Annotated in this window: 21 protein-coding genes; 14 read left to right on the forward strand and 7 right to left on the reverse strand. The window is 72.6% G+C overall.

Translation table 11 applies throughout. The annotated features are described in order from the left end of the window. Positions 1-130: 130 nt before the first annotated feature. Positions 131-694 (forward strand): HNH endonuclease, encoded by a 564-nt coding sequence (locus tag OG357_RS25865; protein WP_150270194.1) that lies wholly within the window; start codon positions 131-133, stop codon positions 692-694. Between the two features lie 70 nt (positions 695-764). Here OG357_RS25865 and OG357_RS25870 read toward each other — a convergent pair whose 3' ends face one another. Further along, complete coding sequence (locus OG357_RS25870) at positions 765-4,040, reverse strand: beta-N-acetylglucosaminidase domain-containing protein (protein ID WP_329623426.1); 3,276 nt, start codon at positions 4,038-4,040, stop codon at positions 765-767. A 249-nt stretch (positions 4,041-4,289) separates the two neighbouring features. On the opposite strand from OG357_RS25870, the gene OG357_RS25875 reads away from it, so the two are divergent. Genes OG357_RS25875 through OG357_RS25885 form a run of 3 tightly spaced genes read left to right on the forward strand, consistent with a single transcriptional unit; the run spans position 4,290 to position 6,839 of the window. Continuing rightward, on the forward strand, positions 4,290-4,490 hold the full coding sequence (locus OG357_RS25875; RefSeq protein ID WP_329623427.1) for a hypothetical protein: 201 nt from the start codon (positions 4,290-4,292) through the stop codon (positions 4,488-4,490). Position 4,491: 1 nt separating this feature from the next. Continuing rightward, the gene (malQ, locus tag OG357_RS25880; RefSeq protein WP_329623428.1) at positions 4,492-6,591 is read left to right on the forward strand and encodes a 4-alpha-glucanotransferase; all 2,100 of its coding nucleotides are present in this window, start codon (positions 4,492-4,494) and stop codon (positions 6,589-6,591) included. A 20-nt stretch (positions 6,592-6,611) separates the two neighbouring features. After that, positions 6,612-6,839: a hypothetical protein gene (locus OG357_RS25885; protein WP_329623429.1), complete on the forward strand. Its 228-nt coding sequence runs from the start codon at positions 6,612-6,614 to the stop codon at positions 6,837-6,839. A gap of 102 nt (positions 6,840-6,941) precedes the next feature. Here OG357_RS25885 and OG357_RS25890 read toward each other — a convergent pair whose 3' ends face one another. After that, positions 6,942-7,448, reverse strand: a complete 507-nt coding sequence (locus OG357_RS25890) for a MarR family winged helix-turn-helix transcriptional regulator (protein WP_329623430.1) — start codon at positions 7,446-7,448, stop codon at positions 6,942-6,944. 136 nt (positions 7,449-7,584) lie between these two features. Between OG357_RS25890 and OG357_RS25895 the strand changes: the two genes are divergently transcribed. The 5 genes from OG357_RS25895 (at position 7,585) to OG357_RS25915 (ending at position 13,600) form a co-directional block, all read left to right on the forward strand. Further along, a complete protein-coding gene (locus tag OG357_RS25895) occupies positions 7,585-8,562 on the forward strand; it encodes an EamA family transporter (protein WP_329623431.1) in 978 nt (325 codons plus the stop codon). Between the two features lie 5 nt (positions 8,563-8,567). Further along, entirely contained in the window at positions 8,568-9,521 is a 954-nt protein-coding gene (locus tag OG357_RS25900) for a DMT family transporter (RefSeq protein WP_329623432.1), read from the forward strand. 33 nt (positions 9,522-9,554) lie between these two features. Further along, on the forward strand, positions 9,555-10,481 hold the full coding sequence (locus OG357_RS25905; RefSeq protein WP_329623433.1) for a LysR family transcriptional regulator: 927 nt from the start codon (positions 9,555-9,557) through the stop codon (positions 10,479-10,481). A 58-nt stretch (positions 10,482-10,539) separates the two neighbouring features. Then, positions 10,540-11,670 (forward strand): allantoicase, encoded by a 1,131-nt coding sequence (gene alc, locus OG357_RS25910; RefSeq protein ID WP_329623434.1) that lies wholly within the window; start codon positions 10,540-10,542, stop codon positions 11,668-11,670. 226 nt (positions 11,671-11,896) lie between these two features. Next, positions 11,897-13,600 carry an FG-GAP-like repeat-containing protein gene (locus OG357_RS25915; protein WP_329623435.1) on the forward strand — a complete coding sequence of 568 codons (1,704 nt, stop codon included), beginning with the start codon at positions 11,897-11,899 and terminating at the stop codon, positions 13,598-13,600. A gap of 72 nt (positions 13,601-13,672) precedes the next feature. On the opposite strand, the gene pepN is transcribed toward OG357_RS25915, so the two are convergent. The 3 genes from pepN to OG357_RS25930 all read right to left on the reverse strand — a co-directional run bounded on the left by pepN (position 13,673) and on the right by OG357_RS25930 (position 18,626). Beyond that, the gene (pepN, locus tag OG357_RS25920; RefSeq protein ID WP_329623436.1) at positions 13,673-16,258 is read right to left on the reverse strand and encodes an aminopeptidase N; all 2,586 of its coding nucleotides are present in this window, start codon (positions 16,256-16,258) and stop codon (positions 13,673-13,675) included. A gap of 52 nt (positions 16,259-16,310) precedes the next feature. Continuing rightward, positions 16,311-17,507, reverse strand: coding sequence for a TerD family protein (locus tag OG357_RS25925; protein ID WP_329623437.1), 1,197 nt, complete (start codon positions 17,505-17,507; stop codon positions 16,311-16,313). Positions 17,508-17,594: 87 nt separating this feature from the next. Further along, the gene (locus tag OG357_RS25930) at positions 17,595-18,626 is read right to left on the reverse strand and encodes an aspartate-semialdehyde dehydrogenase (protein WP_329623438.1); all 1,032 of its coding nucleotides are present in this window, start codon (positions 18,624-18,626) and stop codon (positions 17,595-17,597) included. A gap of 168 nt (positions 18,627-18,794) precedes the next feature. Here OG357_RS25930 and OG357_RS25935 point away from each other — a divergent pair, with 168 nt between their 5' ends. The 5 genes from OG357_RS25935 (at position 18,795) to OG357_RS25955 (ending at position 21,907) form a co-directional block, all read left to right on the forward strand. After that, entirely contained in the window at positions 18,795-19,322 is a 528-nt protein-coding gene (locus OG357_RS25935; RefSeq protein WP_329623439.1) for a sigma-70 family RNA polymerase sigma factor, read from the forward strand. Between the two features lie 2 nt (positions 19,323-19,324). After that, positions 19,325-20,050, forward strand: a complete 726-nt coding sequence (locus tag OG357_RS25940; protein ID WP_329623440.1) for a hypothetical protein — start codon at positions 19,325-19,327, stop codon at positions 20,048-20,050. Between the two features lie 156 nt (positions 20,051-20,206). Further along, on the forward strand, positions 20,207-20,944 hold the full coding sequence (locus OG357_RS25945) for a hypothetical protein (RefSeq protein WP_329623441.1): 738 nt from the start codon (positions 20,207-20,209) through the stop codon (positions 20,942-20,944). Positions 20,945-21,003: 59 nt separating this feature from the next. Then, entirely contained in the window at positions 21,004-21,528 is a 525-nt protein-coding gene (locus OG357_RS25950) for a hypothetical protein (protein ID WP_329623442.1), read from the forward strand. A 4-nt stretch (positions 21,529-21,532) separates the two neighbouring features. Further along, positions 21,533-21,907, forward strand: a complete 375-nt coding sequence (locus OG357_RS25955; protein WP_329623443.1) for a hypothetical protein — start codon at positions 21,533-21,535, stop codon at positions 21,905-21,907. Positions 21,908-22,000: 93 nt separating this feature from the next. On the opposite strand, the gene OG357_RS25960 is transcribed toward OG357_RS25955, so the two are convergent. Then, the gene (locus OG357_RS25960; RefSeq protein ID WP_329623444.1) at positions 22,001-25,321 is read right to left on the reverse strand and encodes a S8 family serine peptidase; all 3,321 of its coding nucleotides are present in this window, start codon (positions 25,319-25,321) and stop codon (positions 22,001-22,003) included. A gap of 194 nt (positions 25,322-25,515) precedes the next feature. Next, on the reverse strand, positions 25,516-26,058 hold the full coding sequence (locus OG357_RS25965) for a CGNR zinc finger domain-containing protein (protein WP_329623445.1): 543 nt from the start codon (positions 26,056-26,058) through the stop codon (positions 25,516-25,518). Positions 26,059-26,111 lie beyond the last annotated feature (53 nt).

The raw sequence follows: 26,111 nt of genomic DNA on the forward strand, positions 1-26,111 counted from the left end.
TGGTCGAGAACACCCCGGGCCCGTCACCCCGATTCCGGTACGTGGTGGCGTTCCGACCAGGCATGAGGAGAGACTGAGAGCAGTTCGTCCCGGCGCGAGCCACGCGCCGCCGGCGCCATTGGAGGCATCCGTGCCGCATGTCCTGGTCCTCAACGCGTCGTACGAGCCGCTCGGCGTCGTACCGCTCCGCCGCGCACTCGTCCTCGTACTGGAGAACAAGGCTCTCTGCCTCGAGGAGTCCGGCGCTTTCCTGCACAGCGAGACCCAAGTCCTCCCCGCGCCGAGCGTGGTGCGACTGAAGCGCTTCGTGCGGGTCCCCTACCGGGGGCCCGTTCCCTTGACCCGCAGAGCCCTCTTCGCCCGCGACGGCGGGCGCTGCATGTACTGCGGGGGTGTCGCGACCAGCGTCGACCACGTCATCCCGCGCAGCAGAGGGGGCACGCACGCCTGGGAGAACGTGGTGGCGGCCTGCCGCCGCTGCAACCACGTCAAGGCCGACCGGCACCTGCGCGAGATCGGCTGGCGGCTGCGGCACCAACCGGCCCCGCCGACCGGTCTGGCCTGGCGGATCATCGGGACCGGACACCGGGACCCCCGCTGGCTGCCCTACCTCCAGCCGTACGGTGCCGAGGACGTGATGGCCCGGATCGACTCCGTCGCGGACGCCCCAGTGGGGGCGCTGACGACGGGTTGAGCCGGGCCTTTCGCGTACCCGGGGCCATGCGCGTACGGGAGGCTCTTCGCGTACGGGGACGGGGCACCCGTCAGGGGGCGTCCTGCTCCTCGGGCGTGCCCTCAGGCCGCTCGGGTGTGCCCGCCGGCTCCTCGGGTGTGCCCTCCGGCTGCTCGGGCGTCTCCTTCGCGGGCTTCTTCGGCGGGTCCTGCGGGGCCACCGCATATGTCTCCACCGACCAGAGCGAGTAGCCGTACGGGGTCGCCCGCGTCTCTCCCTGTATCCGCAGGAAGCGCGTGTCCGCCGCGTCCATGCGGACCGACTCCCGGCCGCCGCGCCCGTCCGCGACGGTCGCCGCCGTGCGCCAGACGCGGCCGTCGGCCGAGACCTGGACGCGGTAGCGGGAGGCGTGGGCGTCCTGCCAGTGCAGCACGACCTGGCCTATCCGCGCGGGCTCGGCCAGCTCCAGCTGCCACCAGGCGCCGTCCTCCGCCGGGGAGGACCAGCGGGTCGCCGCGTCACCGTCCACCGCCGAGGAGGCGGGGAAGTCCGGAGTCTCGTCGCCCGAGGAGGAGGCCGTCGCCGCCCGCGCCAGGTCCGGGCCCGCCGTACGCGGGAAGGCCCGCACGGTCAGGACCCGCTCCTCGCCCGCGAAGGAGACCGGCACCCGGTACGCACCGGCCGGCACGTCCGCGCCCACCGACACCTCCAGGGGGACGGTCGTCCGCGTACCCCGCTCCACCACGGCCTGCTTCGGGAGCCGGACCGCGATCCCCTTCGGGGCCTTCGCCGTCATCGGCCCGCGCACCTCGCCCGCGCGCAGCCCCGTCAGCTCCACGTCCACCCGCTGCGCGGGGCCGCCGATCTCCGCGTCCGTCTCCGTGCGGGCCAGTTCGAGCCCGGCACGCGGCCCGTCGGCGAACCACGGCACCAAGGAGCGCACCTCGGGCGCCGGTCCCTCGCCGCTCCAGACGACCCGCAGCGCGTCCGCGCGCAGACCCTTCAGGTCGGCCTGCGTCCAGCCGGAGGCGGACAGCGGGCCGAGCACCCGCCAGCCCTCCCCGGGGACGTACGCCTCCACGCGCGCGTCCGTGCCCGCGCGTGCGCCCTGTTCCGCGCCAGCGCCCGAATCCGCGCCTGTGCCCGTGTCCGTGTCCGTACGAGCGGTCATCACCGTCAGGGCCTCCACGGGCCGCGCCCGGTCGAGCCGCACGGTGTACGAGTCGGGGGCGCGGTCTGCCTGGTTGGCCGGGGTCCGGTCGGCGCCGGTCCAGGCCGCCGACTCCGTCACCGCGCGCGTGAGGAACGGGTCGAGGACTCCCGCGCCGACCGTTACCCGGCTCGCCTTCAGGGCCTCCCTCAGCGGTTCGAGGCGCAACTGCGCCTGCCAGGCCGCCGCGCCGTCGCCGCGCGACTGGGCGAGCAGCATGTCCACCGCCGTCTCGCCCGCCAGGCCGTACCGCGAGAGCTGTTCCAGCCAGGGCCCCGTCTCGTCGTCCAGGGTGCCGCCGGCGGTGGCCGCGAGCCGCTCGGGGGCCTGCCGCATCACGGTGAACGCGGCCCGCAGTTCGCGCGCCGCCTTCTCCTTCGCGGCCGTGCCGGCGGCGCTGTCGGGGCTCGTGCGCGAGGCCCAGAAGGCGGCCATGAGCGGCTTCAGGTAGGCCGACTCGCCCTTCGGGTCGAGGATCGAGGAGGCGTCGTTCCCGGCGAGCGCCCGCAGGGCCTCGCGGGCGGCCGGGTCCGGGCCCGCGAGGTCGTCGACGGCGGCGCGCCAGGACTCCTGCGGCCGGTACCCCTTCGGGTTCCAGGCGTAGTCGGCAGCGGTGAAGAGCGGGATCCGGGAGGCGGCGGGCTGCTCCATGGCGTGGGCGAGGAAGGCGGCGGATCCGGCCGCCACGGCCGGGTCCCGGCCCGTGGAGGGGCCGAGGAACAGCCGGTCCTGCGCGTAGTCGTTGACCGGGTAGTTGTCCATGGTGACCAGCGGGTGGCCCAGCGCCTCGCGGGCCCCGGCCAGTTCGCCGCCGGTGATCGTGCGCGGGACGACCCCGACGCCCGTCCACGCGACGCGTACGTCCGCTTCGAGCGCCCCGGCGAGCTCCGTGCGGTAGTCGGTCGTCCCGTCCTGGTAGTACTCCGTCGGCAGCACCGTCAGCGGTTCGCCGTCCGGGTACCGCTCGGCGAGGTGCCGGGCGACGGCGTTCGCCACGCGCGCGTGGGCGGCGGCCGCGCCCTCGGCGTCCCGCCCGAAGGCGTCGGCGTCCTTCGCGCAGTGCCACTCGCCGTAGCCGGCGTCCGGGAACTGGAGCTGGAAGGAGCGCACCCCGAGCTCCCACATCGCGTCGATCTTCCGCGTCAGGGCCGCCACGTCGGCGCCGGAGGCCAGGCACATGGACTGGGCGGGGGCCACGGCCCAGCCGAGCGTCACGTGGTTGGCCCGGGCCCGCTCGGCGAGCGCGCGGAACTCCTCCTGCTGCGCGGCCGGGTAGGGCTCGCGCCACTGCGCCTGGCGGTACGGGTCGTCGCCGGGCGCGTACAGATAGCGGTTCTGCTTGGTGCGGCCCAGGAAGTCGACCTGGGCGAGGCGCTGCTCCAGGCTCCAGGGGCGGCCGTAGAAGCCCTCGGTGAGGCCGCGCTCGGCCGTGCCCGGCCAGTCGCGCACGACGACGCCGGGGATCTCCCCGCCCGCGCCGACGAGCTGACGCAGCGTCTGGACGGCGTGGAAGAGGCCGTCCTCGCCGACACCGTCCAGGACGACGGTGTCCCGCCCCTGGAAGCGGCCCGTCGCGAGCCGGTAGCCGCCGCGCGGCAGATCGAGTCGCTCGGGCACGCGCAGCGCCGTCAGCGCCGCCTCGGTGGCCTCGTCGGCGTCGGCTGCGTTGGCTGCGTTGGCTGCGTTGTCGGAGGGGCCCGTGACCCGGAACACCGGGCCGCGGCCGGGGAGTCCGGTGTGCACGGTCCGTACCCCGGCGGCCGTGAACAGCTCCCGCAGGGCGGTGAGGGCGTACGGGTCGGCGTCGGCCTCCGCGAGCAGCGTGACCTCGCTCCCGAGGCGTACGGCGGGTCCGCGGCCGGTCAGCGACTGGGGTCGGGGCCAGACGGCGGGCGTCCCGGTCGTGGCGGCACCGGCTGTGGCGGCATTCGCTGTCGCGGGCGCGCGCGTGGGGGCCGTGGCGGCCGATGACCCGGCAGAGGCCGGGGGAGTGGCCGTGGGAGACGTCGCGGGAGACGTCGCGGGAGCGGCCGTGGCGTCGGCCGATGGAGGAACGGGAGCCGCGTGGACCGCGCCCGGGGAGGCGCCTCCGAGGAGTCCGCCGATGACGGCGGCGGCGACCGCCGTCGCCGTGCGCTTCCTGCGCCCGAGGTGCACGGGAACTCCCTTCGGCCCAGGCCGGTGGCCCGGTCGGCCGCTCTGCCGGTCGGTCACGAGTGGGTCACGAGCCCACCACCCGTCGCACTGGGGTGTCAATGCGTGTGGCCGATGTGTCGGCTTTGCCCGGCGAGCCGTCACGGAGATGACGCCACTTCGCCACTTTCCGCCGGTAAAACGAGGTGCGGTGGGTAGGGCTCAGCTGTTGCCCCCAGGTCCCACCTGTCGAGACGAAACCGGGAGACCCCCGTGACCACGACCGCCCGCCACCTCGGACGGATACGGATTCCTCAGCAGTCGGCAGGCCCCGACTCCCCGCTGACCAGCGAACCGCCGCTGCCCGACACGACCCCCCTCACCAGCGAGCCGCCCCTGACCGAGGCGGCACCCCTCACCAGCGAACCCACCGTCCGCGGCAGCGCGGGCGGCACGGAGTCCCCCGGAGTGTGAAGTGACCCTGGCCCGTCTCGCCGCCCGTCATGGCGTCGCCACCGAGTACAGCCCGTCCGCGGGCGTCACCGTCGCCGTGCCGGACGCCGCCGTGGTGGCCGTCCTCGGCGCCCTGGGCGTCGACGCGACCACGCCGGAGGCAGTCGCGGCCGCCCTCGACGCGGCGGAACGGGCCGAGCGGGAACGCCTGTTGCCGCCCACCCTGGTCCGGCGGCGGGGCGAGGAGCCCGTCCGCCCGCCGGCGGACCTGCCGCCCGGCACCCGGCTGCGGGTCACCACCGAGGAGGGCGCGGTCCTCACCGGCCCGGACTGGGACCGGCTGCCCCTCGGCGTCCACACGGTCGAGGCGCAGGCCCCCGAGGGACGCTCCGCCACCGCCACCCTGATCGTGAGCCCCGCGCGCGTGCCCGGCCCCGGGCGGCGCACGTACGGGCTGCTCGTCCAGCTCTACTCGCTGCTCTCCACGCGCTCCTGGGGCATGGGCGACCTCGGGGACCTGCGGGAGCTTGCCACCTGGGCGGGCCGGACGCACGGCGCGGGCTTCGTCCAGGTCAACCCGCTGCACGCGGGCGTGCCCGGGGCGCCGAGCGACCCCTCCCCGTACCGCCCCTCCTCGCGCCGCTTCCCGGACCCGGTCCACCTGCGGATCGAGTCCGTCCCCGAGTACGCGTACGTGGACCCCGGCCGGCGCGAGGAGCTCGACCGGATCCTCGCGGAGGCGGCCGAACTGCGCGAACGGGTCCTCGGCAAGGGCGCGCTGATCGACCGTGACGCCGTGTGGGACGTCAAGCGGCGGGCCCTGGAACTCGTGGTCGGGAGCGTGGAGCTCGGGCCGGGGCGGCGCGCCGACTACCACGACTTCCTCGCCGAGCGGGGCCGCGCCCTGGAGGACCACGCCACCTACCAGGCCCTCGCCGAGCGCCACGGTCCCCACTGGCGCGGCTGGCCCGAGGAGCTGCGCGAGCCCCGCTCGGCGGAGCGCGTCGTGCGCGCCGATCCCGCCCTCGCGGCCCGGGTCGACTTCCACTGCCGGCTGGCCTGGCTGACGGACCGGCAGCTGGCCGAGGCCGCCGAGGCGGCCCGCGGGGCCGGGATGGAGGTCGGGATCGTCCACGACCTGGCCGTCGGCGTCCACCCGGAGGGCTCGGACGCCTGGGCCCAGCAGGAGGCCTTCGCCGCCGGCATGTCGGTCGGCGCCCCGCCCGACGCCTTCAACGCCCGGGGCCAGGACTGGGGCCTGCCGCCGTGGCGGCCCGACGCCCTCGCCGCCGCGGGCTACGCCCCGTACCGCGGTCTCCTGCGTGAACTCCTGCGCCACGCGGGCGCCCTGCGCATCGACCACGTGATGGGCCTGTTCCGGCTCTGGTGGGTGCCGGAGGGCAGCGAGCCCACCGAGGGGACGTACGTCCGCTACGACGCCGAGGCGATGCTCGCCGTCCTCGCCCTGGAGGCGCACCGCGCGGGGGCCCTCGTCATCGGCGAGGACCTCGGCACGGTCGAGCCGGGCGTACGGGAGGAGCTGTCCCGGCACGGGGTGTTCGGGACCTCCGTGCTCTGGTTCGAGCGGGACTGGGCGGGCACCGGCCGCCCGGTGCCCGCGGCGCAGTGGCGCGCCGAGTGCGTGGCCACCGCCACCACCCACGACCTGCCCCCGACGGCCGCCCGGCTCTCCGGCGACCACGTCGCCCTGCGGCACCGGCTCGGGCTCGTCGACGGCGACCCGGAGCGCGACCGGGCGGCGGACGCGGCCGAGACCACCGAGTGGCTGGGGCTGTTCCGGCGGCTCGGGCTGCTCCCGGAGGGGCCGGGGGGCGAGGAGGCCGAGATCCTGGCCGTCCACCGGTTCCTGCTGAGCACCCCGGCCCGGATGGTGGGGGTGTGGCTGCCGGACGCGGTGGGGGACCGCAGGCCGCAGAACCTGCCGGGCACCTGGGACGAGTACCCCAACTGGCGGCTGCCGGTCGCGGGCCCGGACGGGCAGCCGCTCACCCTGGAACGCCTCGTGGCCTCGCCCCGCGCCCATGCTCTGCTGCGCGAGCTGAACACCCGTACGGACCCCGGGAGCGCCCGTACGGTACCCCCGGGCGCGCGGCCCGTTTAGGTGTTCGCTACGTTTGCACCGTGGACAAGAAGAACGCCCTGCGCGCCGGCGCCGTTGCGGCCGGTACGACGCTGATGATGCTGCTCATGTCGTCCCCCGCGCTCGCGCTGACCCGCGACGACGGTGACGACCCGGCTCCCAAGCTGTCGGTCGTCGAGACCGTCGGCCTGTTCGTGGCCGCCCCGCTGGTGCTGTTCCTGGTCATCGCCGGCCTGGTGATGGTGCTCGACAAGTCCAAGAAGGCGTAACCGCCACCCCGTCTCTCCGAGGGCGCCGCACGGTACCGACGTACCGTGCGGCGCCCTCGCGTGCGTTCATGCCGGGCCGCGTGTTCAGGCCCGGCCGTGCGCTCACACGGTGGTCGCGAGCAGCTTGCGCAACAGTCCGGCCAGCTGCTCCGCCTCCTCCTCGGTGAGTGCCGACTCCAGGGCCGCCCGCTGCTGTCCGAGCCCGGCGCCGACGGCCTGGTCCACCAGCTCCTTGCCGTGCTCGGTGAGCGTGACCCGCAGTCCGCGCCGGTCGTGCGGGTCGGGGCTGCGGGTGAGCAGCCCGGCCTTCTCCAGCTTGTCCAGCCGGCCGGTCATCCCGCCGGTGGTGATCATCAGCGTGGCGGTCAGCTCGCGCGGTGAGAGCGTGTACGGCTCGCCGGACCTGCGCAGGGTCGCGAGCACGTCGAACTCCCCGAGCGCCATGCCGTAGGGCGCGTACGCCTTGTCGACCCGGCCGCGCATGGCGTTGGCCAGCCGGTAGATCCGCCCGAAGACGGCCATCGGCACGGTGTCCAGGTCGGGGCGGACGGCCGCCCACTGGTCGGTGATGGCGTCGACGGCGTCGTGCGCGGGGGTCTGCGTGTCCATGGCTCCAGTGTTCCCTTCTCTTCTCCTCGATGGCAACTAAGACGCTTGCAAGTAAGTAGCTTAGTGGTAAGTTAATCACCGCCAAGCCACTCCGGTGCCCGGCAGCACCGGAACTCCGTGTCAGGGGGGAACCGTCATGTCCAGCAAGGCCGCCGTCGTCATACTGACCGCCCTCGCCCCGATCTCCTGGGGCTCCACCTACTTCGTCACCACCGAGTTCCTGCCGCCCGACCGGCCGCTCTTCACCGGCCTGATGCGCGCCCTCCCCGCCGGACTCCTGCTCCTGGCGCTCACCCGCAAGCTCCCGCAGGGCGCCTGGTGGGGGAAGGCCGCCGCCCTCGGGGCCCTCAACATCGGCGCCTTCTTCCCGCTGCTCTTCCTCGCCGCCTACCGGCTCCCCGGCGGCGTCGCCGCCGTCGTCGGCTCGGTCGGACCGCTCTTCGTCGTCGGCCTCGCCGCACTCTTCCTGGGCGACAAGCCCACCGCGAAGTCCCTGATCACCGCCGTCGCCGCCGCCTTCGGTGTCAGCCTCGTGGTCCTCAAGGCCGGGGCCGCGCTCGACCTCGTCGGCGTGATCGCCGGGCTGCTCTCCGCCCTCTCGATGTCGGCGGGCGTCGTCTTCACCAAGCGCTGGGGCCGCCCCGAGGGCGTCGGCGCCCTCGCGCTCACCGGCTGGCAGCTCACCGCGGGCGGCCTGATCATCCTGCCGGTCGCCTTCCTGGTCGAGGGCGCCCCGCCGGCCCTGACCGGCACCAATCTGGCCGGCTACGCCTACCTCGCCTTCGGCAACACCGCGATCTCGTACTTCCTCTGGTTCCGCGGCATCGAGCGGCTCAGCGCCTCCTCGGCCACCCTCCTGGGCCCCCTGTCGCCGATCACCGCGGCGATCATCGGCTGGGCGGCGCTCGGTCAGGCGCTCGGCCCGGTGCAGCTGCTGGGCATGGTCATCGCCTTCGGCGCGACCCTGGTCGGCCAGATGGGTCCCCGTACTCCCCGTACTCCCCGTACTCCCCGTACTCCCAAGAGTGCGAAGAAGATTGAATCGTTCAGCTCAGCTGAAAAGAACGGTCAGGAAGTTTCGATGGACCTGGAGGGTTCCGGGGTGCGACGGTAAGCGGCATGAGCCTGATCACCGCACGCCACCCGACCGCTACAGCAGCTGACACGACCACCGAGAGGCCGGCGCCCGCGAGGAAGCTCGCGAAGGGCGCCGGCCTCGGCGTGCTCCTCGCCCTCCTCGCCACCGTCGTCTGGTCCGGCAGCTTCGTCGCCACCCGCGACATGGCCGACACCGTCCCGCCCGTCCAGGCCGTCTTCTGGCGCTGGATCATCGCGCTGCTCGCCGTCGCCCCCTTCGCCGCCCGCCCGTTCCTGCGGCAGTGGCGGACGATCCGTCGGCACCTCGGCTTCGTCGCTCTCGCCTCGCTGTTCGGCGTCGCCCTCTACAACACCCTCGTGCACCAGGCCGGACTGACCACCTCCGCCTCCAACATGGGCATGATCATGGCCGCCTCCCCGGTGATCATGGCGGTCTACGCCCGGCTCGGCGGCGAACGCCTCGGCGCCCGCCGGGTCCTCGGCATGCTGACCGCCGCCCTGGGAGTGCTCCTGCTCGTCGGAAAGGGCTCGCTCGCCGTCGACTTCACCGCGGGCGACCTGTGGATGTTCGCCGCGGCCCTGTCCTTCGCCTCGTACAGCGCGCTGCTCAAGCGCAAGCCCGCCGAGATCGACGGGCTCGCCTTCCTCTTCACCACCTTCCTGCTCGGCGCGCTGATGCTCGCCCCCGCGTACGCCGTGTCCCTCGCCGTCCAGGGCGGGTTCACCGTCGGCGCCGCGACCGCCGGCCCCCTCCTTTACGTCGGCGTCTTCTCCTCCGCCGTCGCGTTCTTCGCCTGGAACAGGGCGATCGCCCTCATCGGCGCGGCCCGCGCGGGTGTCGTCTACTACCTCCAGCCCGTCTGTGTCGCCCTCCTCTCGTACGCGCTCCTCGGCGAACGGCTCGGCGCCCTCGGCGTCGCGTGCATGGCGCTCATCCTCGGCGGAGTGGCACTGGCCTCGGCCCGGGGCCGCTGAACGCACTCCGGTGCGCCCGGTAGGTTGCGCCCCATGACCGAGTGGGACATCAAGAAGCTCCAGATCCTCCGCACCCTCCGTGACCGCGGCACCGTCACCGCGACCGCGGAGGCCCTGCTCATGACCCCCTCGGCCGTGTCGCAGCAGCTCACCAACCTCGCCAAGCAGCTCGGGGTGCGGCTCCTGGAGGCCCAGGGTCGCCGGGTCCGGCTCACCGACGCCGCCCATCTGGTGCTCCGGCACGCGGAGGTGGTCTTCGCGCAGCTGGAGCGCGCCGACGCCGAGCTCGACGGGTATCTGCGGGGAGAAGCGGGGCAGTTGCGGCTGGCGGCCTTCTCGACGGCCGTGCCCGCGCTCGTCGTCCCCGCCGTCCGGCAGCTGCGGACCGCCCACCCCGGGCTCGACATCCGCGTCCGGGAGGCCGAGGCGGCGGAGGCGTACGAGCTCCTCACGGCCGGCGAGGTCGACCTGGCGCTCTCGCTCGCCGCGCACGCGCCCTCGGTGCGCGACCCCAAGTTCAGCCGGGTGCCCCTCCTCGCCGACCCCCTCGACGTCGCCCTGCCCGCCGGACACCCGCTCGCCGACGCGCCCGGTCTCCGCCTCGCCGACCTCGCCGCCGAGCCGTGGATCTTCGGCGGCTCCGGCCCCTGGTCGGAGATCACCACCGCCGCCTGCGAGGCCGCCGGCTTCGTCCCCGAACAGGCCCACAGCGCCTCCGGCTGGACCGCCATCCTCGCCATGGTCGAGGCCGGGATGGGCATCGCGCTCGTACCCCGCATGGCCTCCGCCGACCGCCGGGGCGGCGCCGGGGTCGTCATGCGCGTCCTCTCCGCCGACCAGCCCCGCCGCCACGTCGTCGCAGCGGTACGGCGCGGGGCGGAGGAGGGCCCGGCGGTGGCCCGGGTGCTCGCCGCGCTCCGGCAGGCCGCCACGGCCCGCGAAACCGTTCAGCAGAACTGAAGAACACCATCGAAAACATTCGATGGACCGGAGGTGACGGGCGCGGGAGAGTCGAGTCATGAGCTTCGACGCGAACGACGAGAACACGGACCCGCACGCCAACGACGCCGCCCCCTACTCCGGTGGCGACCCGTACGCCGACTACCGCTCCGGTGACTTCCCCTTCACCGAGCTCGTCGACCTCGCCGACCGCCGCCTCGGCGGCGGGGTCGTGGCCGCCAACGACGAGTTCTTCGCCGAGCGCGAGAACCTCCTCGTCCGCGAGCGGGCCGTATTCGACCCGGAGCACTTCGGTCACAAGGGCAAGATCATGGACGGCTGGGAGACGCGCCGACGCCGCGGCGCCGACGCCGACAACGTCTTCCCCGCCCCCGAGGACCACGACTGGGCGATCGTCCGCCTCGGCGCCCCCGGTGTGATCCGCGGCATCGTCGTCGACACCGCGCACTTCCGCGGCAACTACCCGCAGCGCGTCTCGATCCAGGCCACCGCCGTCGAGGGCACGGCCGGCCCCGCCGAGCTCGCCGAAGCGAAGTGGGAGGAGCTCGTCCCGCCGACCCCCGTGCGCGGCCACGCCGCCAACGGCTTCGCGATCGACGCCGAGCGCCGCTACACCCACCTGCGCCTCTGCCAGCACCCGGACGGCGGCATCGCCCGCCTCCGCGTCCACGGCGAGGTCGTGCCCGACCCCGAGTGGCTGGAGCTCCTCGGCACCCTCGACCTGATCTCCGTACTCAACGGCGGCTCGTACGAGGACGCGTCGGACAAGTTCTACTCCTCGCCGACGCAGATCATCCTGCCCGGCACCTCCCGCAAGATGGACGACGGCTGGGAGAACCGCCGCCGCCGGGTCCGCGGCACCAACGACTGGGTCCGCTTCCGGCTCGCCGCCCAGGGCGCCGTCCGCGCCGTCGAGATCGACACCGCCTACCTCAAGGGCAACTCGGCCGGCTGGATCGCGCTCCAGGGGCGCAACGGGGAGACGGGGGAGTGGTTCGAGATCATCCCCCGCACCAAGCTCCAGCCCGACACCCTCCACCGCTTCAAGCTCCCGGCCCAGGCCGTCGTCACCCACGTACGCCTCGACGCCTTCCCCGACGGCGGCGTCGCCCGGATGCGGCTCCACGGCACGCTGACGGAGCAGGGCGCGTCCGACCTCCGCGCCCGGTACGCGGCGCTCGGCGGCTGACCGCGACGGCTGACCCCGCAGGTCCGCCACAGCTTCCGCCCGGCGGCGCGGCCGCGCGCCGACGCCCGCCCGCCGGGCGGACTCCAGACGCGGCGAAGGGGCACCTCCGTGGGGGAGGGTGCCCCTTCGTCGTTCCCCCGACGCCTGCGAAGATCATCCGGCTGTGCGCGACCGTCGAACACCTGGGGGACCGATGAAACGATTCCGATCGACAGCGAGAAGGGGAGTGGCCCGGCTCGCGGCCGCGCTCGCCCTCGCCGGGGCGCTGCTCGCCGGCCTCACCGCCCCGGCCTTCGCCGAGGACGTCGTCGACCCGGCCACCGCGCCGCCCGTCCGCACGATCACGTACAACGTGTGCGGCGCGCACGACTGCCAGACCGACCTCGACCTGACCGCCTGGACGGCCGAGCTCGTCGAGCAGACCCTGGCCTGGGACACGGACGCCCTCATGCTCCAGGAGCTGTGCTTCGGCCAGTGGGCGGCCCTGCGTGACGCCCTCCCCGGCTACAGCGGCGTGTGGACGTCCACCACGACCGATCCCGACTGCGGCGACTGGTCCGTCACCGGCGACACCCGGTTCGGCCTCGGCGTCTTCGTCAAGGCCCCCGCCGTGGAGCGGTACGCGGCGAACCTGACCGTCCCCGCGGGCAAGGAGCCCCGCTCGGTGCTCTGCGCGCGCGGCCCGGTCGACGGCCGCACCACGCTCGCCTGCACCACCCACCTCGCCCAGTACATCGAGCCGGACAACGGCTCCGCGCAGGCGATGGGGTACATCGACACCTGGGCCGCCGGAGCCCCGGTGATCCTCGGCGCCGACCTCAACGCGGGCACGGGCACGGAGTACGACCCCGTCCTGAACCCGATCCGCACAGGCCTGCCCGGCACCGGCCCCTTCGCCGAGGCCGACGGGACCGACCAGACCTTCTTCACCGAAGCGTGCAAGGGCAGCGGCGCCACCTCCTGCCACACCGGTGAGCCGACCATCGCGAGCGGCAAGAAGTTCGACCACGTCTTCCTCAGCGCGCGCGACTTCCACACCGTGCGGGCCGACGCGTTCGAACCCGAGTCGCCCGGCGTCAAGCCGCTCTCCGACCACAAGCTGCTCCGCGCCGCCGCCCGCCCGGTCTCCGCCGGCGACACCGATCTGACCGGCGACGGCCGCCCCGACCTCCTCGCGGTCAAGGACGACGGCAATCTGCGGCTGTACCCCGGGACGGGCGACGGCGTCCTGGGCAGCCAGCGCCAGATCGGCACCGGCGGCTGGGCCGGAGCCGTCGTCAGCCACCGCGGCGACTGGACCGGCGACGGCCGTCCCGATGTGCTGGCCCGCATCGGCAACGACCTGTGGGTCTATCCCAACACCGGCGGCGGCGATCTCGGCCCGCGCGTCGCCATGGGCGGCCGGCCGACCGGCTGGAGCGGCCTCACGCCGCTCGCTGCGGGCGACGTCGACGGCGACGGCCTGCCCGACGTCCTCGTCCGCAGCGCCACCGGCCTGTGGCTGCACCGGGGTGGCGTGCCCACGGCCGGACAGCCCACCTTCGCACCCAGGGCCGCCGTCCAGATCGGGTCCGCGGAGTGGGCCGGGTACGACGTGCTGACCCCCGGCGACACGGTCGGCGAGGTCAAGGCCGACGTGTGGGCCCGGGACCGCGCGACCGGTGAGATCAAGCAGTACCAGGGCAAGGGAACCCAGCACCTCGGCACCTCCCCGACCGTCCTCGGCGGCGCCGGTACGGCGACCGTCGCCGACCGCCGCCTCCTGCTGTCGGCCGGCGACGTGAACGGTGACGGCACCCCCGACCTGTGGTCCACCCGTACCGCGGGCACCGCCGAGAACCTGGAGTTCCTGCCGGGCACGCCCACCGGCTTCGCGCCCGCCGTGACCGTCGGCACCGGCGGCTGGCAGTGGATCGACTCCCTGGGCTGACCCCGCCAGGCACAGAGAGGAAGGGCCCCCCGGACCAGCCGGTCCGGGGGGCCCTTCCTCGTCTCACTCCCGTCAGGCGGCAGCCGCGTCCGCGGCCTGCGCCTTCAGGGCGCGCTCGACGCCCGCGCGGCACTCCGTCACCAGACGCCGCAGCGCCGGGGCCGGGTCGTGCTCCGCGATCCACGCGTCCGTCGCGTCCAGGGTCGCCTGCGAGACCTGGATCGTCGGGTAGAGGCCCACCACGATCTGCTGGATGATCTCGTGGCTGCGGGTCTCCGAGATGCCCTTGATCGACGCGAAGTACTTCGCCGTGTACGGGGCGAGCAGCTCGCGCTGGTCGGACTGGACGAAGCCGGCGATGACCGACTCCTGCACGGCGTTCGCCAGCTTGTCGTCCTCGACGACCGACGCCCAGGCCTCGGCCTTCGCGGCCTCCGTCGGACGGGCCGCACGCGCGGTCGCCGCATGCCGCTCGCCCGCCGCCGTGCGGTCGCGCTCCAGCTCGGCGGCGATCTCCGCCTCGTCGAAGCGGCCGGTGGCCGCGAGCCGCTGCACGAACGCCCAGCGCAGCTCGGTGTCGACGGCCAGGCCCTCGATCACCACACTGCCGTCGAGGAGCCCGGCGAGCACGTCGAGCTCGGCGTCCGTGCGGGCGGTCGCCGCGAAGGCCCGCGCCCACGCCAGCTGGTGGTCGCTGCCGCCCTTGGCGGCGCGCAGCTGCTCCTGGGCGAAGGTGCCCCAGCGCGCCAGGCCCTCGGCCCGCCACTCCGGCGCCGCGTACAACTCAAGGGCGGCCTTGACCTGGCCCTGGAGCGACTGGACCACGCCGATGTCGGACTCCTTGGCGACGCCGGAGAGCACGAGCTCCAGGTAGTCGCGGGTGGCCAGCTCGCCGTCGCGGGTCATGTCCCAGGCGGACGCCCAGCACAGGGCGCGCGGCAGCGAGTCGGCGAAGTCGCCGAGGTGCGCGGTGACGTTGGTGAGGGACACCTCGTCGAGGCGGACCTTCGCGTACGACAGGTCGTCGTCGTTGAGGAGGACGACCGCCGGGCGGGCCTTGCCCACGAGCTGCGGTACGGCGGTCAGCTCGGCGGCCTCGATGTCGAGTTCGAGGCGGTCGGTGCGGACCAGCTTGCCGCTCGCGTCGAGGTCGTAGAAGCCGATGGCGATCCGGTGCGGACGCAGGACGGCCTGGCCCTTGGCGCCGGCGGGCAGCGCCGGGGCCTCCTGCTTGACGGCGAAGGCGGTGATGGCGCCGTTCTCGTCGGTCTCGATCTCCGGGCGCAGGATGTTGATGCCGGCCGTCTCCAGCCACGCCTTCGACCAGGTCTTGAGGTCACGGCCGGAGGTCTCCTCCAGCGCGCCGAGCAGGTCGGAGAGGCGCGTGTTCCCGAAGGCGTGCGCCTGGAAGTAGGCCTGCACGCCCTTGAAGAACTCGTCCTCGCCGACGTAGGCGACGAGCTGCTTCAGGACGCTGGCGCCCTTGGCGTACGTGATCCCGTCGAAGTTGACGAGCACGTCCTCCAGGTCGTTGATCTCCGCCATGATCGGGTGCGTCGACGGGAGCTGGTCCTGGCGGTAGGCCCAGGTCTTCTCCGCGTTGGCGAAGGTCGTCCAGGCGTTCGGCCAGCGGGTGCCGGGCACCGAGGCCTGGCAGGCGACCGAGGTGAACGTGGCGAACGACTCGTTCAGCCAGAGGTCGTTCCACCACTCCATGGTGACGAGGTCGCCGAACCACATGTGGGCGAGCTCGTGCAGGATCGTCTCGGCCCGACGCTCGTACGCCGCGTCCGTCACCTTCGAGCGGAAGACGTACTGGTCGCGGATGGTGACCGCGCCCGCGTTCTCCATCGCGCCCGCGTTGAACTCCGGCACGAAGAGCTGGTCGTACTTGGCGAACGGGTAGTCGTACGCGAACTTCTCCTGGAACCAGTCGAAGCCCTGGCGCGTGACGTCGAAGATGTGGTCGGCGTCGAGGAACTCGGCGAGCGACGGACGGCAGTAGATGCCGAGCGGGACGCTCTGCCCGTCCTTCTCGTACGAGGAGTGCACCGAGTGGTACGGGCCGACGATCAGTGCCGTGATGTACGTGGAGATGCGGGGGGTGGGCTCGAAGTGCCATACATTCGAGTCGGGGCCCTTCGGCGTCTCCGGCGTCGGCGAGTTGGAGATCACCTTCCAGCCCGTCGGGGCCTTCACGGTGAACTGGAAGGTCGCCTTCAGGTCGGGCTGCTCGAACGAGGCGAACACGCGCCGCGCGTCCGGCACCTCGAACTGGGTGTACAGATAGGCCTGGTCGTCGACCGGGTCGACGAAGCGGTGCAGGCCCTCACCGGTGTTGGTGTACGCGCAGTCGGCGACGACCTTGAGCTCGTTGCGGCCGGCCGGCAGATGACGCAGGGCGATCCGGGAGTCCCGGAACACGGCACCGATCTCCAGCGGGTGGCCGTTGAGCACGACCTCGTGGACGGCGGGGGCGACGAGATCGATGAAGGTCTCGGCGTCGGCCTCGGCGGAATCGAAGCGGACGGTGGTGACGGACCGGTAGGTGCCGCCCTCCTGCGCACCGGTGAGGTCGAGTTCGACCTCGTACGCGTCCACGGTCAGCAGCGCCGCCCGCTGCTTGGCCTCTTCACGGGTCAGGTTTGTGCCAGGCACCCGGTCAACTCCTCGGTTTCGTGACGTTTGGCCCATCCTTCCACGCGGTGCCTCAGCGGCGCACGGCACATTTCCACGGTCCGTCACCGCTGATCCGCACCAGCCCGGGCCCCGGCACGGCCGCGCTCGCCCGCACCTCGCCGACCCCGTTGACCAGCAGGTCCCGCTCCTCGTCGTCGTAGAGCGGATCCTGCGGCGGAGCGTGCCGGTGCACGGTGAACCGGGACACGCCGCCGTGCAGGAAGTCGAGGACCCCGGACGGCCCTTCGTAGACCACCAGATCGTGGGCGAGCCCCTCGATGTGACTGTCGAAGCGGCGTGCGTGGGAGAGGGGCAGCACCCGCAGCGTCCAGGGCGCGTCGGCCTCCACGCGAAGGGTCAGCGGCCGGGCGCGCGGGACGAGCGCGACCGTACGGGCCCGGACGTCGTCCTCGTACGCCGCGAGCAGGTACTCCTCGGCGCGGCCCTGCGCGTCGCAGGACTCGATGGTGGTGGAGAGGGAGTGGTACGACTCGATCTCCAGGAGCACCCAGCGGCCCGGCGGCAGCCCGGGATCGCAGCGCACGGTCTCCTTGCCGCGCCCCTGATAGGTGGCGGGCCGGAACTCCCCGCCGTACGGATCGGCCACGGGCCCGGGCGGGGCGGCGCGCGGCGGCGGGGGCACCGGCGCGGCCGACGGCGGTACGTAGCCGGGGCCCGGGATCGGGGGCGGCGGGGGCTCCACCACGATGCCGAAGTCCGTCGCGAGCCCGGCGAGCCCGGTGGCGTACCCCTGGTCGACCGGACGGAAGCGCCAGCCGCCGCCCTCCCGGCGGAACTCCCCGAAGAGGAGGGCCGTCTCCGTCGTCGCGTCCCCGATCGCGCGGTACGCCACGGTGGCCCCGGCCGCGTCCGTGACCCGCACGTCGAGCCCGGGCACCTGCCCGAAGGAGCCGCCGTCGGCGGACGCCACGACCACCAGACGCTCCACCTCGGGCTCCACGCGCGCGAGGTCCAGCCACAGCCAGTCCGCCGCCGGGCTGCCGGGCGCGCCCGGGGCCGACCTCCCCAGGTGCCGTACGGCGCCCGACGGATGGTCGGTCCGGTTGTAGAAGACCAGATCCGCATCGCCCCGGACCCGGGCCCCGGACCCCAGGAGCAGCGCCGAGACGTCCACGTCGGGCACCCCGTGCCCGGTCCGCCAGCTGACGGCGACGTGGAGGACCTGAGGGGGCACCGCGATGCCGGCTCCCCTGGGTGTCTGGGTCATGAGGGAACTGTGGCACGGCCGGGTACGCCTGAGGGGCGGCTCCCCGCAACGGGAGGCCGCCCCTCATGGCCGTACGGACCGGTTCGGCTAGCCCTTGAGCTCCGCCGCGACGAGCTCCGCGATCTGCACCGCGTTCAGCGCGGCGCCCTTGCGCAGGTTGTCGTTGGAGAGGAACAGCGCGAGGCCGTTCTCGACCGTCTCGTCGACGCGGATGCGGCCGACGTACGAGGCGTCCTTGCCGGCCGCCTGGAGCGGGGTCGGGATCTCGGAGAGCTCGACGCCGTCGGCGTCCTTGAGCAGCTCGTAGGCGCGCTCGACGCTGATCGGGCGGTCGAAGCGGACGTTGACCTGGAGCGAGTGGCCGGAGAAGACCGGGACGCGCACGCAGGTGCCGGAGACCTTGAGCTCCGGGATCTCCAGGATCTTGCGGGACTCGTGGCGGAGCTTCTGCTCCTCGTCGGTCTCGAAGGAGCCGTCGTCGACGATCGAACCGGCGAGCGGGACCACGTTGAAGGCGATCGGGCGCTGGTAGACGGCCGGCGCGGGGAACTCGACGGCCTCGCCGTCGAACGCCAGCTGGTCGGCGGTCTCGGCCACGGCACACGCCTGCGTGCGCAGCTCGGCGACACCGGCCACGCCCGAGCCGGAGACGGCCTGGTAGGTGGTGGCGATCAGCGCGGTCAGGCCGGCCTCCTGGTGGAGGGGCTTGAGGACCGGCATGGCGGCCATCGTGGTGCAGTTCGGGTTGGCGATGATGCCCTTGGGGCGGTCCTTGATCGCGTGCGCGTTGACCTCGGAGACGACCAGCGGGACCTCGGGGTCGCGACGCCAGGCGGAGGAATTGTCGATCACGACGGCGCCCTGGGAGGCGACCTTCTCGGCGAGGGCCTTGGAGGTGGCGCCACCGGCGGAGAAGAGGACGATGTCCAGGCCGGTGTAGTCGGCGGTGGAGGCGTCCTCGACCGTGACGCCGTCGACGACGGTGCCGGCGGAGCGGGCGGACGCGAAGAGCCGCAGCTCGTCGAGGGGGCCAAGAGGAGAGTTGGCAGCCCGCTCGGCCAGGATGCTGCGCATGACTGTGCCGACCTGACCGGTGGCTCCGACGATTCCGACCTTCACGGGGACTCCTCCGTACGTATGTGCAGGGTGCTGCCGGTCCATGATGCGTATGTCCCGGGGCGCCTTGTCCAATCCATTGTCCACAGGTCGGGACGTCGATCCGGGCCGGATCGAACGTTTCGGACCGCTGCCGCGTCACAGGGGGGACGCGGAAGGGAAGGAGGCACGGTGGCGGTAGTGAGGAAGGCCTGGCGACCTGCGGCGGACGATCCGCTGGACGCGGCCCTCGTGGACCGGGTGAGAGCGATCCTGGCACTGGGCGGGGTGCCGCACGCGGAGCTCCAGGACGGTGTGCAGCAGGTACGGCTGAAGCTCCTGGAGTCCCGGGCGAAGGGGCGGGAAGCCCCCCGGTCCACCGCCGCCTGGTGCGCGGTGGTGGCCTCGAACATCGCCATGGACTGGCACCGGGAGCGCCGCCGGCGGGAGCGGCTCGACGAACGGCTGACCGCGCTCCGGCCGTGGGACACGGAGCAGCCGGGCGTTGAGGAGGCCAGGCTGCTGACGTTGTCGGTCGCGGAGGGGCTCGAAGCGCTGCCTCTGCCGCAGCGCCAGGTTCTGGTACTGCGGTTCTTCGCGGATCTGCCGGTGGCCGAGATCGCAGAGGCGCTGGAGGTTCCCGAGGGAACGGTCAAGAGCCGACTGCACGCCGCCGTGCGCGCGCTGCGGGCTCGGCTTCACATGGACGAGGTGGTGTGACGGTGGAGAGGAACGAGCAGGATCCCGTGCGACTGGCGGTGTCCGATGAGCCGATGCCCGAGGGGGCCGAGCAGGACCCCGAGGTGAGGGCGGCTCTGGCAGACGTGGAGACCCTGCGTGAGCAGCTGGCCTTCATCGCCACGGCGGTGGCCGGAACGGCCCCCGCCCCCGAGGCGTCGGCACACCCGCTGGTGGGGTCGCGCCCCCGCCGTCGGCGCGCCCTGCGGCGGGCGCTCGTCGCGGTGGCCGCGGTGGCGGTCCTGGGGACCGGGGCGGCCTACCTTGTGGCCCACAACGGGGAGCTGGGCGAGGAGGAGGGCACGGCGAAGCCCACCGCGGAGAGCCTGGTCGCGTGCGCCACGGACATCGCCGAGGGAAAGGTGACGCGGGTCGAGCGACTGGGGGGTGACCAGGGCGTGCGCGTCACCCTGAGCGTGGAGCGCACGTACAAGCCGGCCGGGACCGCCGCGACGCCGCCGGCGGGAACCCCCCTTGTCTTCACGGCCGCGGAATCCGCCGATCCGTACTTCCGGGAAGGCGCGCGCATGCTCGTCGTCGTCTCACGGTTCGCCGGAGAGGGTCCGGTCACGTTCCGGGAGGGAGACCCCCCACCGGGGGATTCCGGCGAGGACGTCGGAAAGGTGGATGATGGCCTGGAATACGGACGTAAATGGGTGGAGAAGGCTCTTCCCGGATCTGTCGGAATTGATTGCTCGGACCCTGGCTGATTCTTTGCGCGCCGATTCTTTTCCCTTGGCTGGATGATGGGTCGGTTCTACGTTTCCCTTGCTTGAACGCGAGATGAATGAACCATCCGTTTCGAAGCAAGTGGGGGTTTCGTGAAAAAGGGCAGACTGTCCGTGTCGGGGCGGATTGCGATGGCCTTGTCGGTCGCCGCGGTCGTCGGCGGGCTCGCGGCCTGGGGGAGCGCGGGGGGTGGCGCGGGGGGCAGCGCCGCCGCCGCGCACCGGGATGCGCAGCCCGAGCGCATCATGTCCGGGCGTGAGGTCTTCGACTTCAAGAGCCTGGGCGAGATGGTCGCCACCGCACCGGTCATCGTGAAGGCCGAAGTGGTGAGCGTCCAGCCGGGTCGGAGCATCGGCAGCGCGGAGGACGGCGGGATCGACCAGGCCCGGGATGTCACCCTTTCGGTGACCACCTCGTACAAGAAGTACCCGGCAATTCCCCTGACGATTGTCATGGAGGAATGGGGCTGGGACGGCGACGGAAACGGATATCAGGTCGAGAACCTGACCTGGAGCCAGGTCGGTGACAAGGGATTCTATTTCCTGGAGCGCAGCGACGGGGCCGACCGGTGGCAGTTGGTGAACACCCAGGGAAGGGCGCTGGACAAGGGCGGCTGGCTGGAACTCTCGGCCGACCCGAAGTCTGCATTCGCCACTTCCTTCTGGTGGGACACGCTGGATCTGGAGATTGAGCTGAGGCGGCTCACGGATACCAAGAATCCTCCGGCCGACCTGCCCCAACCGCAGACCGAGCCCGAGGTCGTCACCGGTGACGCGGCGAACTCGCCCGCGCCGGAGGACGGTGCGGAGGACCCGATTCCCAGCGACTCCACCGCGGACGGCTCGGAGCCCACGCCCTACCCGTCCCCGAGCTGATGTCCGCGCTCTCCCGCAGAGCCCGAAGCGACCTCCCCGACCCCAGGAAGCGAACGCCGATGCAGTTCTCCCTCCCCCGGATTCCGGCCGTGCTCGCTGTTGCGGCCGCGCTCGTCCTCACCATTCCCGCGTCGGCCCAGGCGGGCCACGACGACAGCGGAACCGACCCCGACAACCGGAACCAGGCGGTGAAGGGCTTCAGCCTTACCGCCAACGGTGTCAGCGCGATGAACCACGGCAAGGCCGAACTGGAGCGCAGCGTCATCACCACCTCGTGGGGCGGGGGTGACATCGAGGTGTACGACAGCGCGTACGGCGACACGAAGTGGCACGGGCGGACCGACTGCACGAACTGGAACGCCCTGTGGACCTCGTGCGACATCATCCGGGTGCGTCTCAACACCTCGTACTCCAAGAGCGCGTCCCAGTGGAAGAGCCTCGGGTGCCACGAGTTCGGGCACACGGCGGACCTGGGACACCGGTACTCGTCGACCGACACCGACAACAACTCCTGCATGCGGATCGAGATCTGGCCGACTCGCTACGACCAGCACGATCTGAACGCGATCAATGCGGGGACGTGACGCCGTGCGGAAGAGATTCGTCGCCGCGACCGTCGCGGTGAGCTCCCTGACCCTCGCGCTCACCGGGTTCCTGCTGACGCGGGACTCCGAGGAGGAGGCCTTCCTGAAGTCCGCCGAGCGCGTCGAGTTCTGCGCCGAGGCTGCACCGCTCGACCTGGCGAAGGCCGAGGAGCTGGACGCCCACAAGCGCCAGCACGTCATCGAGGACCTGGGCAAGCGGGCCCCGGAGGGCATCGGAGAGGACTTCGACCGTCTCAGTGCGTGGTACGACCATGCCGAACAGGAGCACAAGGACGCTGCGCGGAAGTCGAGTTACCGCGTGGGCGAGTTCATCGAGCGTGCGTGCCCCGACATCAACATCGGAGGCATCCGCTCCTGAGGTGCTGACAGAAGAGGGCTGACGGCACAAGGCAAGAAGGGGCGGGCGCCGGTTCCGGCGCCCGCCCCTCTCACCTGCGGGGTACTGCGGGTACTACGGGGTGACGGCGCCGATCAGGACGCTGCCGGCGCCCGCGACGGTGCCGCGGGCGTTGACCAGCTGGACCTCACCGAAGAACTGACGGCCCTCGGGAGCCGCACCGGCGACCAGGACCTCGGCCGCCACCTGGGCGGACGCGCCGTTGGCCAGGGGGTACGTCTTCGAGGCGTCGACCTGGACGGTGCCGAGCGCGGACGAGAAGTACACGTCCTTGTAGTCGTACGTGGTGCCGCCCTCGGCGTGGACCGCGTAGCCGTCGATGACGACGGTGTACGTGCCCGCGGCCGGCTTCACGAAGGAGACGGACTCCTCCGAGTCGCCGTCCGCCGACTGGCCGACCTGCTTGCCGTTCAGGAGAACGGTGAGGTCGAGGTCGGCGGCCTTGTCGGAGGTGTTGCCGATGGCGATGTCGAGCCGCTCCACGCCCTCACCGATGGTGACGGTCTTCGTCTGCTGCTCGTGGTGCTGGATGGTCGGCGTCTCGCTCTTCTGCGAGCCGAGCGAGCCGCCCTTGAGCTTGCCCTCGATGCCCGCGAAGCGGTTCGCGACCGTCCACTGGACCGGGGCCGGGGTGCCGATCTTCGCCTCGGCGACCGTCTGGACGGCCGGGTCGAAGTCGGCGCCGAGGACGGAGACACCCAGGGTGTACGGGTTGTCCAGGTCCGGCGACGTACGGCGGGACTCGACCTCGATCTCCCAGACGCCGGGCGTCGGGTTCGCGTAGGACCGCAGGTCCGGGCGGCACGTGTTCGCCGGGTTGTAGTGCGGGTAGCAGCCCGTGGTGGCGGTCGGGTCGACCGGCACGCCGTACGGGTGGATCGCGATGAACCGGGTCTGGCTCTTCGCCTTCAGACCGGCCAGCGACAGCTCCAGCGTCTTGGCGCCCTCGGGCACGGTGACGAAGTAGTGCTTGGTGCTGTTGCGCTGCACCGAGCCGGAGGCGGAGAAGCCGTAGCCCGGGGCGACCAGGTCGCTCGCGACGATCGAGGTGGCGAGGATCTGCTTGTCGACGCCCTCGGTGCGCTCGTCGTCGGCCTCCAGGATGACGCTGTGCGCGCCGGCGGTGGCGGCACGGGCCTGGAGCTTGACGGTGACCGGCTTGTTCAGCGGCAGGTCGATCTCGTCGTCGCCGAGGATGCGGAAGGTGCCGTCGTTGTACTTGAGGTCGAGCTCGTGCTCGATCGACCGGTCCGGGCCGCTCGTGCGCGTGATCGTGACGTCGTAGACGCGCTTCTGGCCGACCTTGAGGCCGCCCTCACGGTCGTACACACCGGTGCCGGTGTGCGGGGCCGGGAAGATCGCGGTGTCGACCGGGGCCTCGACCTTGTAGTCGTGCGCCGTGGCGCCGTCCTTGATCGAGTCCCAGGCCTCCTCGATGTCGATGAGGCCCGAGCCCTGCTCGTGCGCGGCGACACCGGGGATCCGCTGCGCGGTCGAGGTGAGGGCGGTGCGCAGGGTCAGCGGCGAGAGCGCGATGCCCTTCTGCTTCGCGGCCGACAGCAGCAGCGCGCTCGCGCCCGCCGCCTGCGGCGAGGACATCGAGGTGCCGTTGAGCATGCCGTAACCGGCGGGCAGCGCGTAGCCGGACTCGGGGACACCGGCGCCGGCCTGCCAGGTCGGGATGGTGTTCACGGACGAGCCGGGGGCGGTGATGGTCGGGGTGAAGCCGCCGTCCTCACGCGGGCCGCGCGAGGAGAAGGGGAACATGGCGTACTTCTTCTCGACGGCCGAGCCGTAGTTGGCGGCCCAGGTCTCCTTGGAGACGGCCGCGCCGACCGAGATGACCTTGTCGGCCAGGGACGGGTCGCCGATCGTGTTGATGCCGGGGCCCGAGTTGCCGGCCGAGATGACCAGCTGGACGCCGTACGTGTCGATCAGGCGGGTGTAGAGGCGCGAGCGGACGTTGTCGCCGTCGTTCTGCTGCGGCAGGCCGCCGATCGACATGTTGACGATGTCGACGCCGCGGTTGACGACGAGGTCCGTCATGCCCTCGGTGAGGGCGGTGTTGGTGCAGCCGCCGGTCCAGGTGCAGGCGCGCGAGGAGACGATCTTCGCGCCGGGGGCCGCGCCGTTCATCTTGCCGCCGAAGAGGCTGTTGGCGGCGGTGATGCCGGCGACGTGCGTGCCGTGGGAGGACTCGACGAGACCGATGTTGACGAAGTCGCGCTTCTGGCCGACCCAGCTGCCGCCGAGCGGGTCCATCGCGACGTCCTTGCGGATCTCGACGACGAACGGCGTCTTCTCGACGACCTCGGTGGCCGGGTTGTCGGTACCGAAGTAGCCGGTCTGGTACCCGTCCTTGTACGGCTTCATCGGCGCGTTGTCCGTGAAGTCGTTGTTCTGGTCGGTGTCCACGCGGACGGTGCCGGCGGCCGGGTCGTACAGCATGCCGAAGACGTCGGTGGTGTCGCCGTCGCGGTTGATGTCACCGGCCGGGTCGCCGCCCGCGGTGACCACCTCGGTGAAGCGGCTGAACTGGTAGGAGCCCTCGGGCGCCTTCCAGCTCTGCGTGGCGGCGGTGAAGACCGGGCCCGCGACCGGAGCGTTCTGCAGACGCCAGGTGGCGTCGCCCTCGGTGATCGGGTCGGTGGCCGTGACCCAGTCGACGATCTTGCGCTCGCCGGTGGTGGTCTTCTGGAGGGCCGGGTGACCGAGGTCGACACCGGAGTCCAGGATGCCGATGGTCACGCCGCGGCCGTCGGCCTTCGGGTGGTCCTTGACGAAGTCGACCGCGCCCGTCTCGTGCGAGGGGTTGTACGGGTTCTTCGCCGGGGTGTTCTTGCCCGGGACCGGGTACGTCGTCGTGACGGTGGTGCCGTCGACGGCGCCCGTGGCCGCGCCCGCGTCCGGGGTCGGGTCGTCCAGGGGGATCTCGGCCTGGAGGTCGATCGACTGCACCGAGGAGAGCTTGGTGGCGGCCTTGATGGCGGCCTCGGCCTTCGCGGTCGGCAGCGTCGCGCGGACGTAGCCGAGCGCGTCCTGCTGCTTGCCGACGGAGGCGCCGGGGACGGCGTCGAGCTGGCCCGCGACCTGCTCGGTGGCGCCGGGGGCGGTGGCGACGAGGACGGTGACGTTCTTCTCGCCGCTCGCCTCGGCCTCGGTGAGGCGCTGGGCGTCGATGGAGCCGAGCTTGTCGGCCGGGTTCGAGGACTTCACCGGGGGAGTGGACACCGGGGCCTCGGTGGCGAGCACGGGCGCGGCGCCGGTCGCGACGAGCGCGGCGACCAGGCCGGCAGCGGCGGCGATGCGGGCCGCGCGTCTGTGCCCGGGCGTCGAGCTTCCGGGTATGGAGCTCCGAGTTTCGGGGGTGGTCATTTACATCCCTGTTTGTGAAAGGAGAGAGTCCGGATTTCGGTGCCGGATGACCGCTCAGCCTTTCGTAAACGACAGGGGTTTGTGGAGAGTTACTCGGGGCCGGGTTTACGTCGCGGCGGAAACCCGCCAGCGCTCCAGATGCGCCACAGGGGAGAAAATGGTGCGAACAGGGGTGAGTTCGCGGTCCCGGCGGGTCAGCTCTCCTTCGTGCGGGCGTAGTGGCGCGAGGCCTTGGCCCGGTTGCCGCAGATCGCCATCGAGCACCAGCGCCGGGTGCCGTTCCGCGAGGTGTCGAAGAAGTGCAGGATGCACGCCTCGTGGGCGCAGGCCCGGATGCGGTCGGGCGCGGTGCGCAGCAGGTCGAGGTAGTCGCGGGCGGCGGTCCAGCCGGGCCCCCAGGAGGGGTCGGCGAACTCGGCCTCCTCGCCGGGACCTTCGGTGGTGAGGGTGGCCCGGATGCGGCCGTGGCCGAGGACGGCGTCGACGCGGGCGGTGGCGGCGGGGTCGCCGGGGGCGTCGACGAGCGCGGTGAGCGCGTCCCGGGCGGCGAGGGTGTGGCGCAGGGTGCCGGCGTCGGCGGCGAAGCGGCCCTCCAGGCCGTTGGCGGAGAGCCAGACGGCGAGCCCCTCGACGCCGGTGAGCAGGTCCTGGCGGACGCCCTCCACGTTCCAGCGGGTGTTGAGCAGGTCGAGGGAGACGGGCTCGCCGGTGAGCGGCCGCGGGTCGGTGGCGGTCATGGCGGGCATCCTCCTCGATGGGCTAACCCCTCAAGAGTACGTGAGCGGTTGAC

Source organism: Streptomyces sp. NBC_01255 (genome assembly GCF_036226445.1).
In the GTDB taxonomy this organism is placed as follows: Bacteria; Actinomycetota; Actinomycetes; order Streptomycetales; family Streptomycetaceae; genus Streptomyces.

Coding starts and splice junctions, on each gene's coding strand:
- alc (WP_329623434.1), top strand. CDS start 10,540: ATGAGCTTCGACGCGAACGACGAGAACACGGACCCGCACGCCAACGAC.
- OG357_RS25925 (WP_329623437.1), bottom strand. CDS start 17,507: ATGACCCAGACACCCAGGGGAGCCGGCATCGCGGTGCCCCCTCAGGTC.
- OG357_RS25950 (WP_329623442.1), top strand. CDS start 21,004: ATGCAGTTCTCCCTCCCCCGGATTCCGGCCGTGCTCGCTGTTGCGGCC.
- OG357_RS25895 (WP_329623431.1), top strand. CDS start 7,585: ATGTCCAGCAAGGCCGCCGTCGTCATACTGACCGCCCTCGCCCCGATC.
- OG357_RS25900 (WP_329623432.1), top strand. CDS start 8,568: ATGAGCCTGATCACCGCACGCCACCCGACCGCTACAGCAGCTGACACG.
- OG357_RS25905 (WP_329623433.1), top strand. CDS start 9,555: ATGACCGAGTGGGACATCAAGAAGCTCCAGATCCTCCGCACCCTCCGT.
- OG357_RS25965 (WP_329623445.1), bottom strand. CDS start 26,058: ATGACCGCCACCGACCCGCGGCCGCTCACCGGCGAGCCCGTCTCCCTC.
- OG357_RS25960 (WP_329623444.1), bottom strand. CDS start 25,321: ATGACCACCCCCGAAACTCGGAGCTCCATACCCGGAAGCTCGACGCCC.
- OG357_RS25890 (WP_329623430.1), bottom strand. CDS start 7,448: ATGGACACGCAGACCCCCGCGCACGACGCCGTCGACGCCATCACCGAC.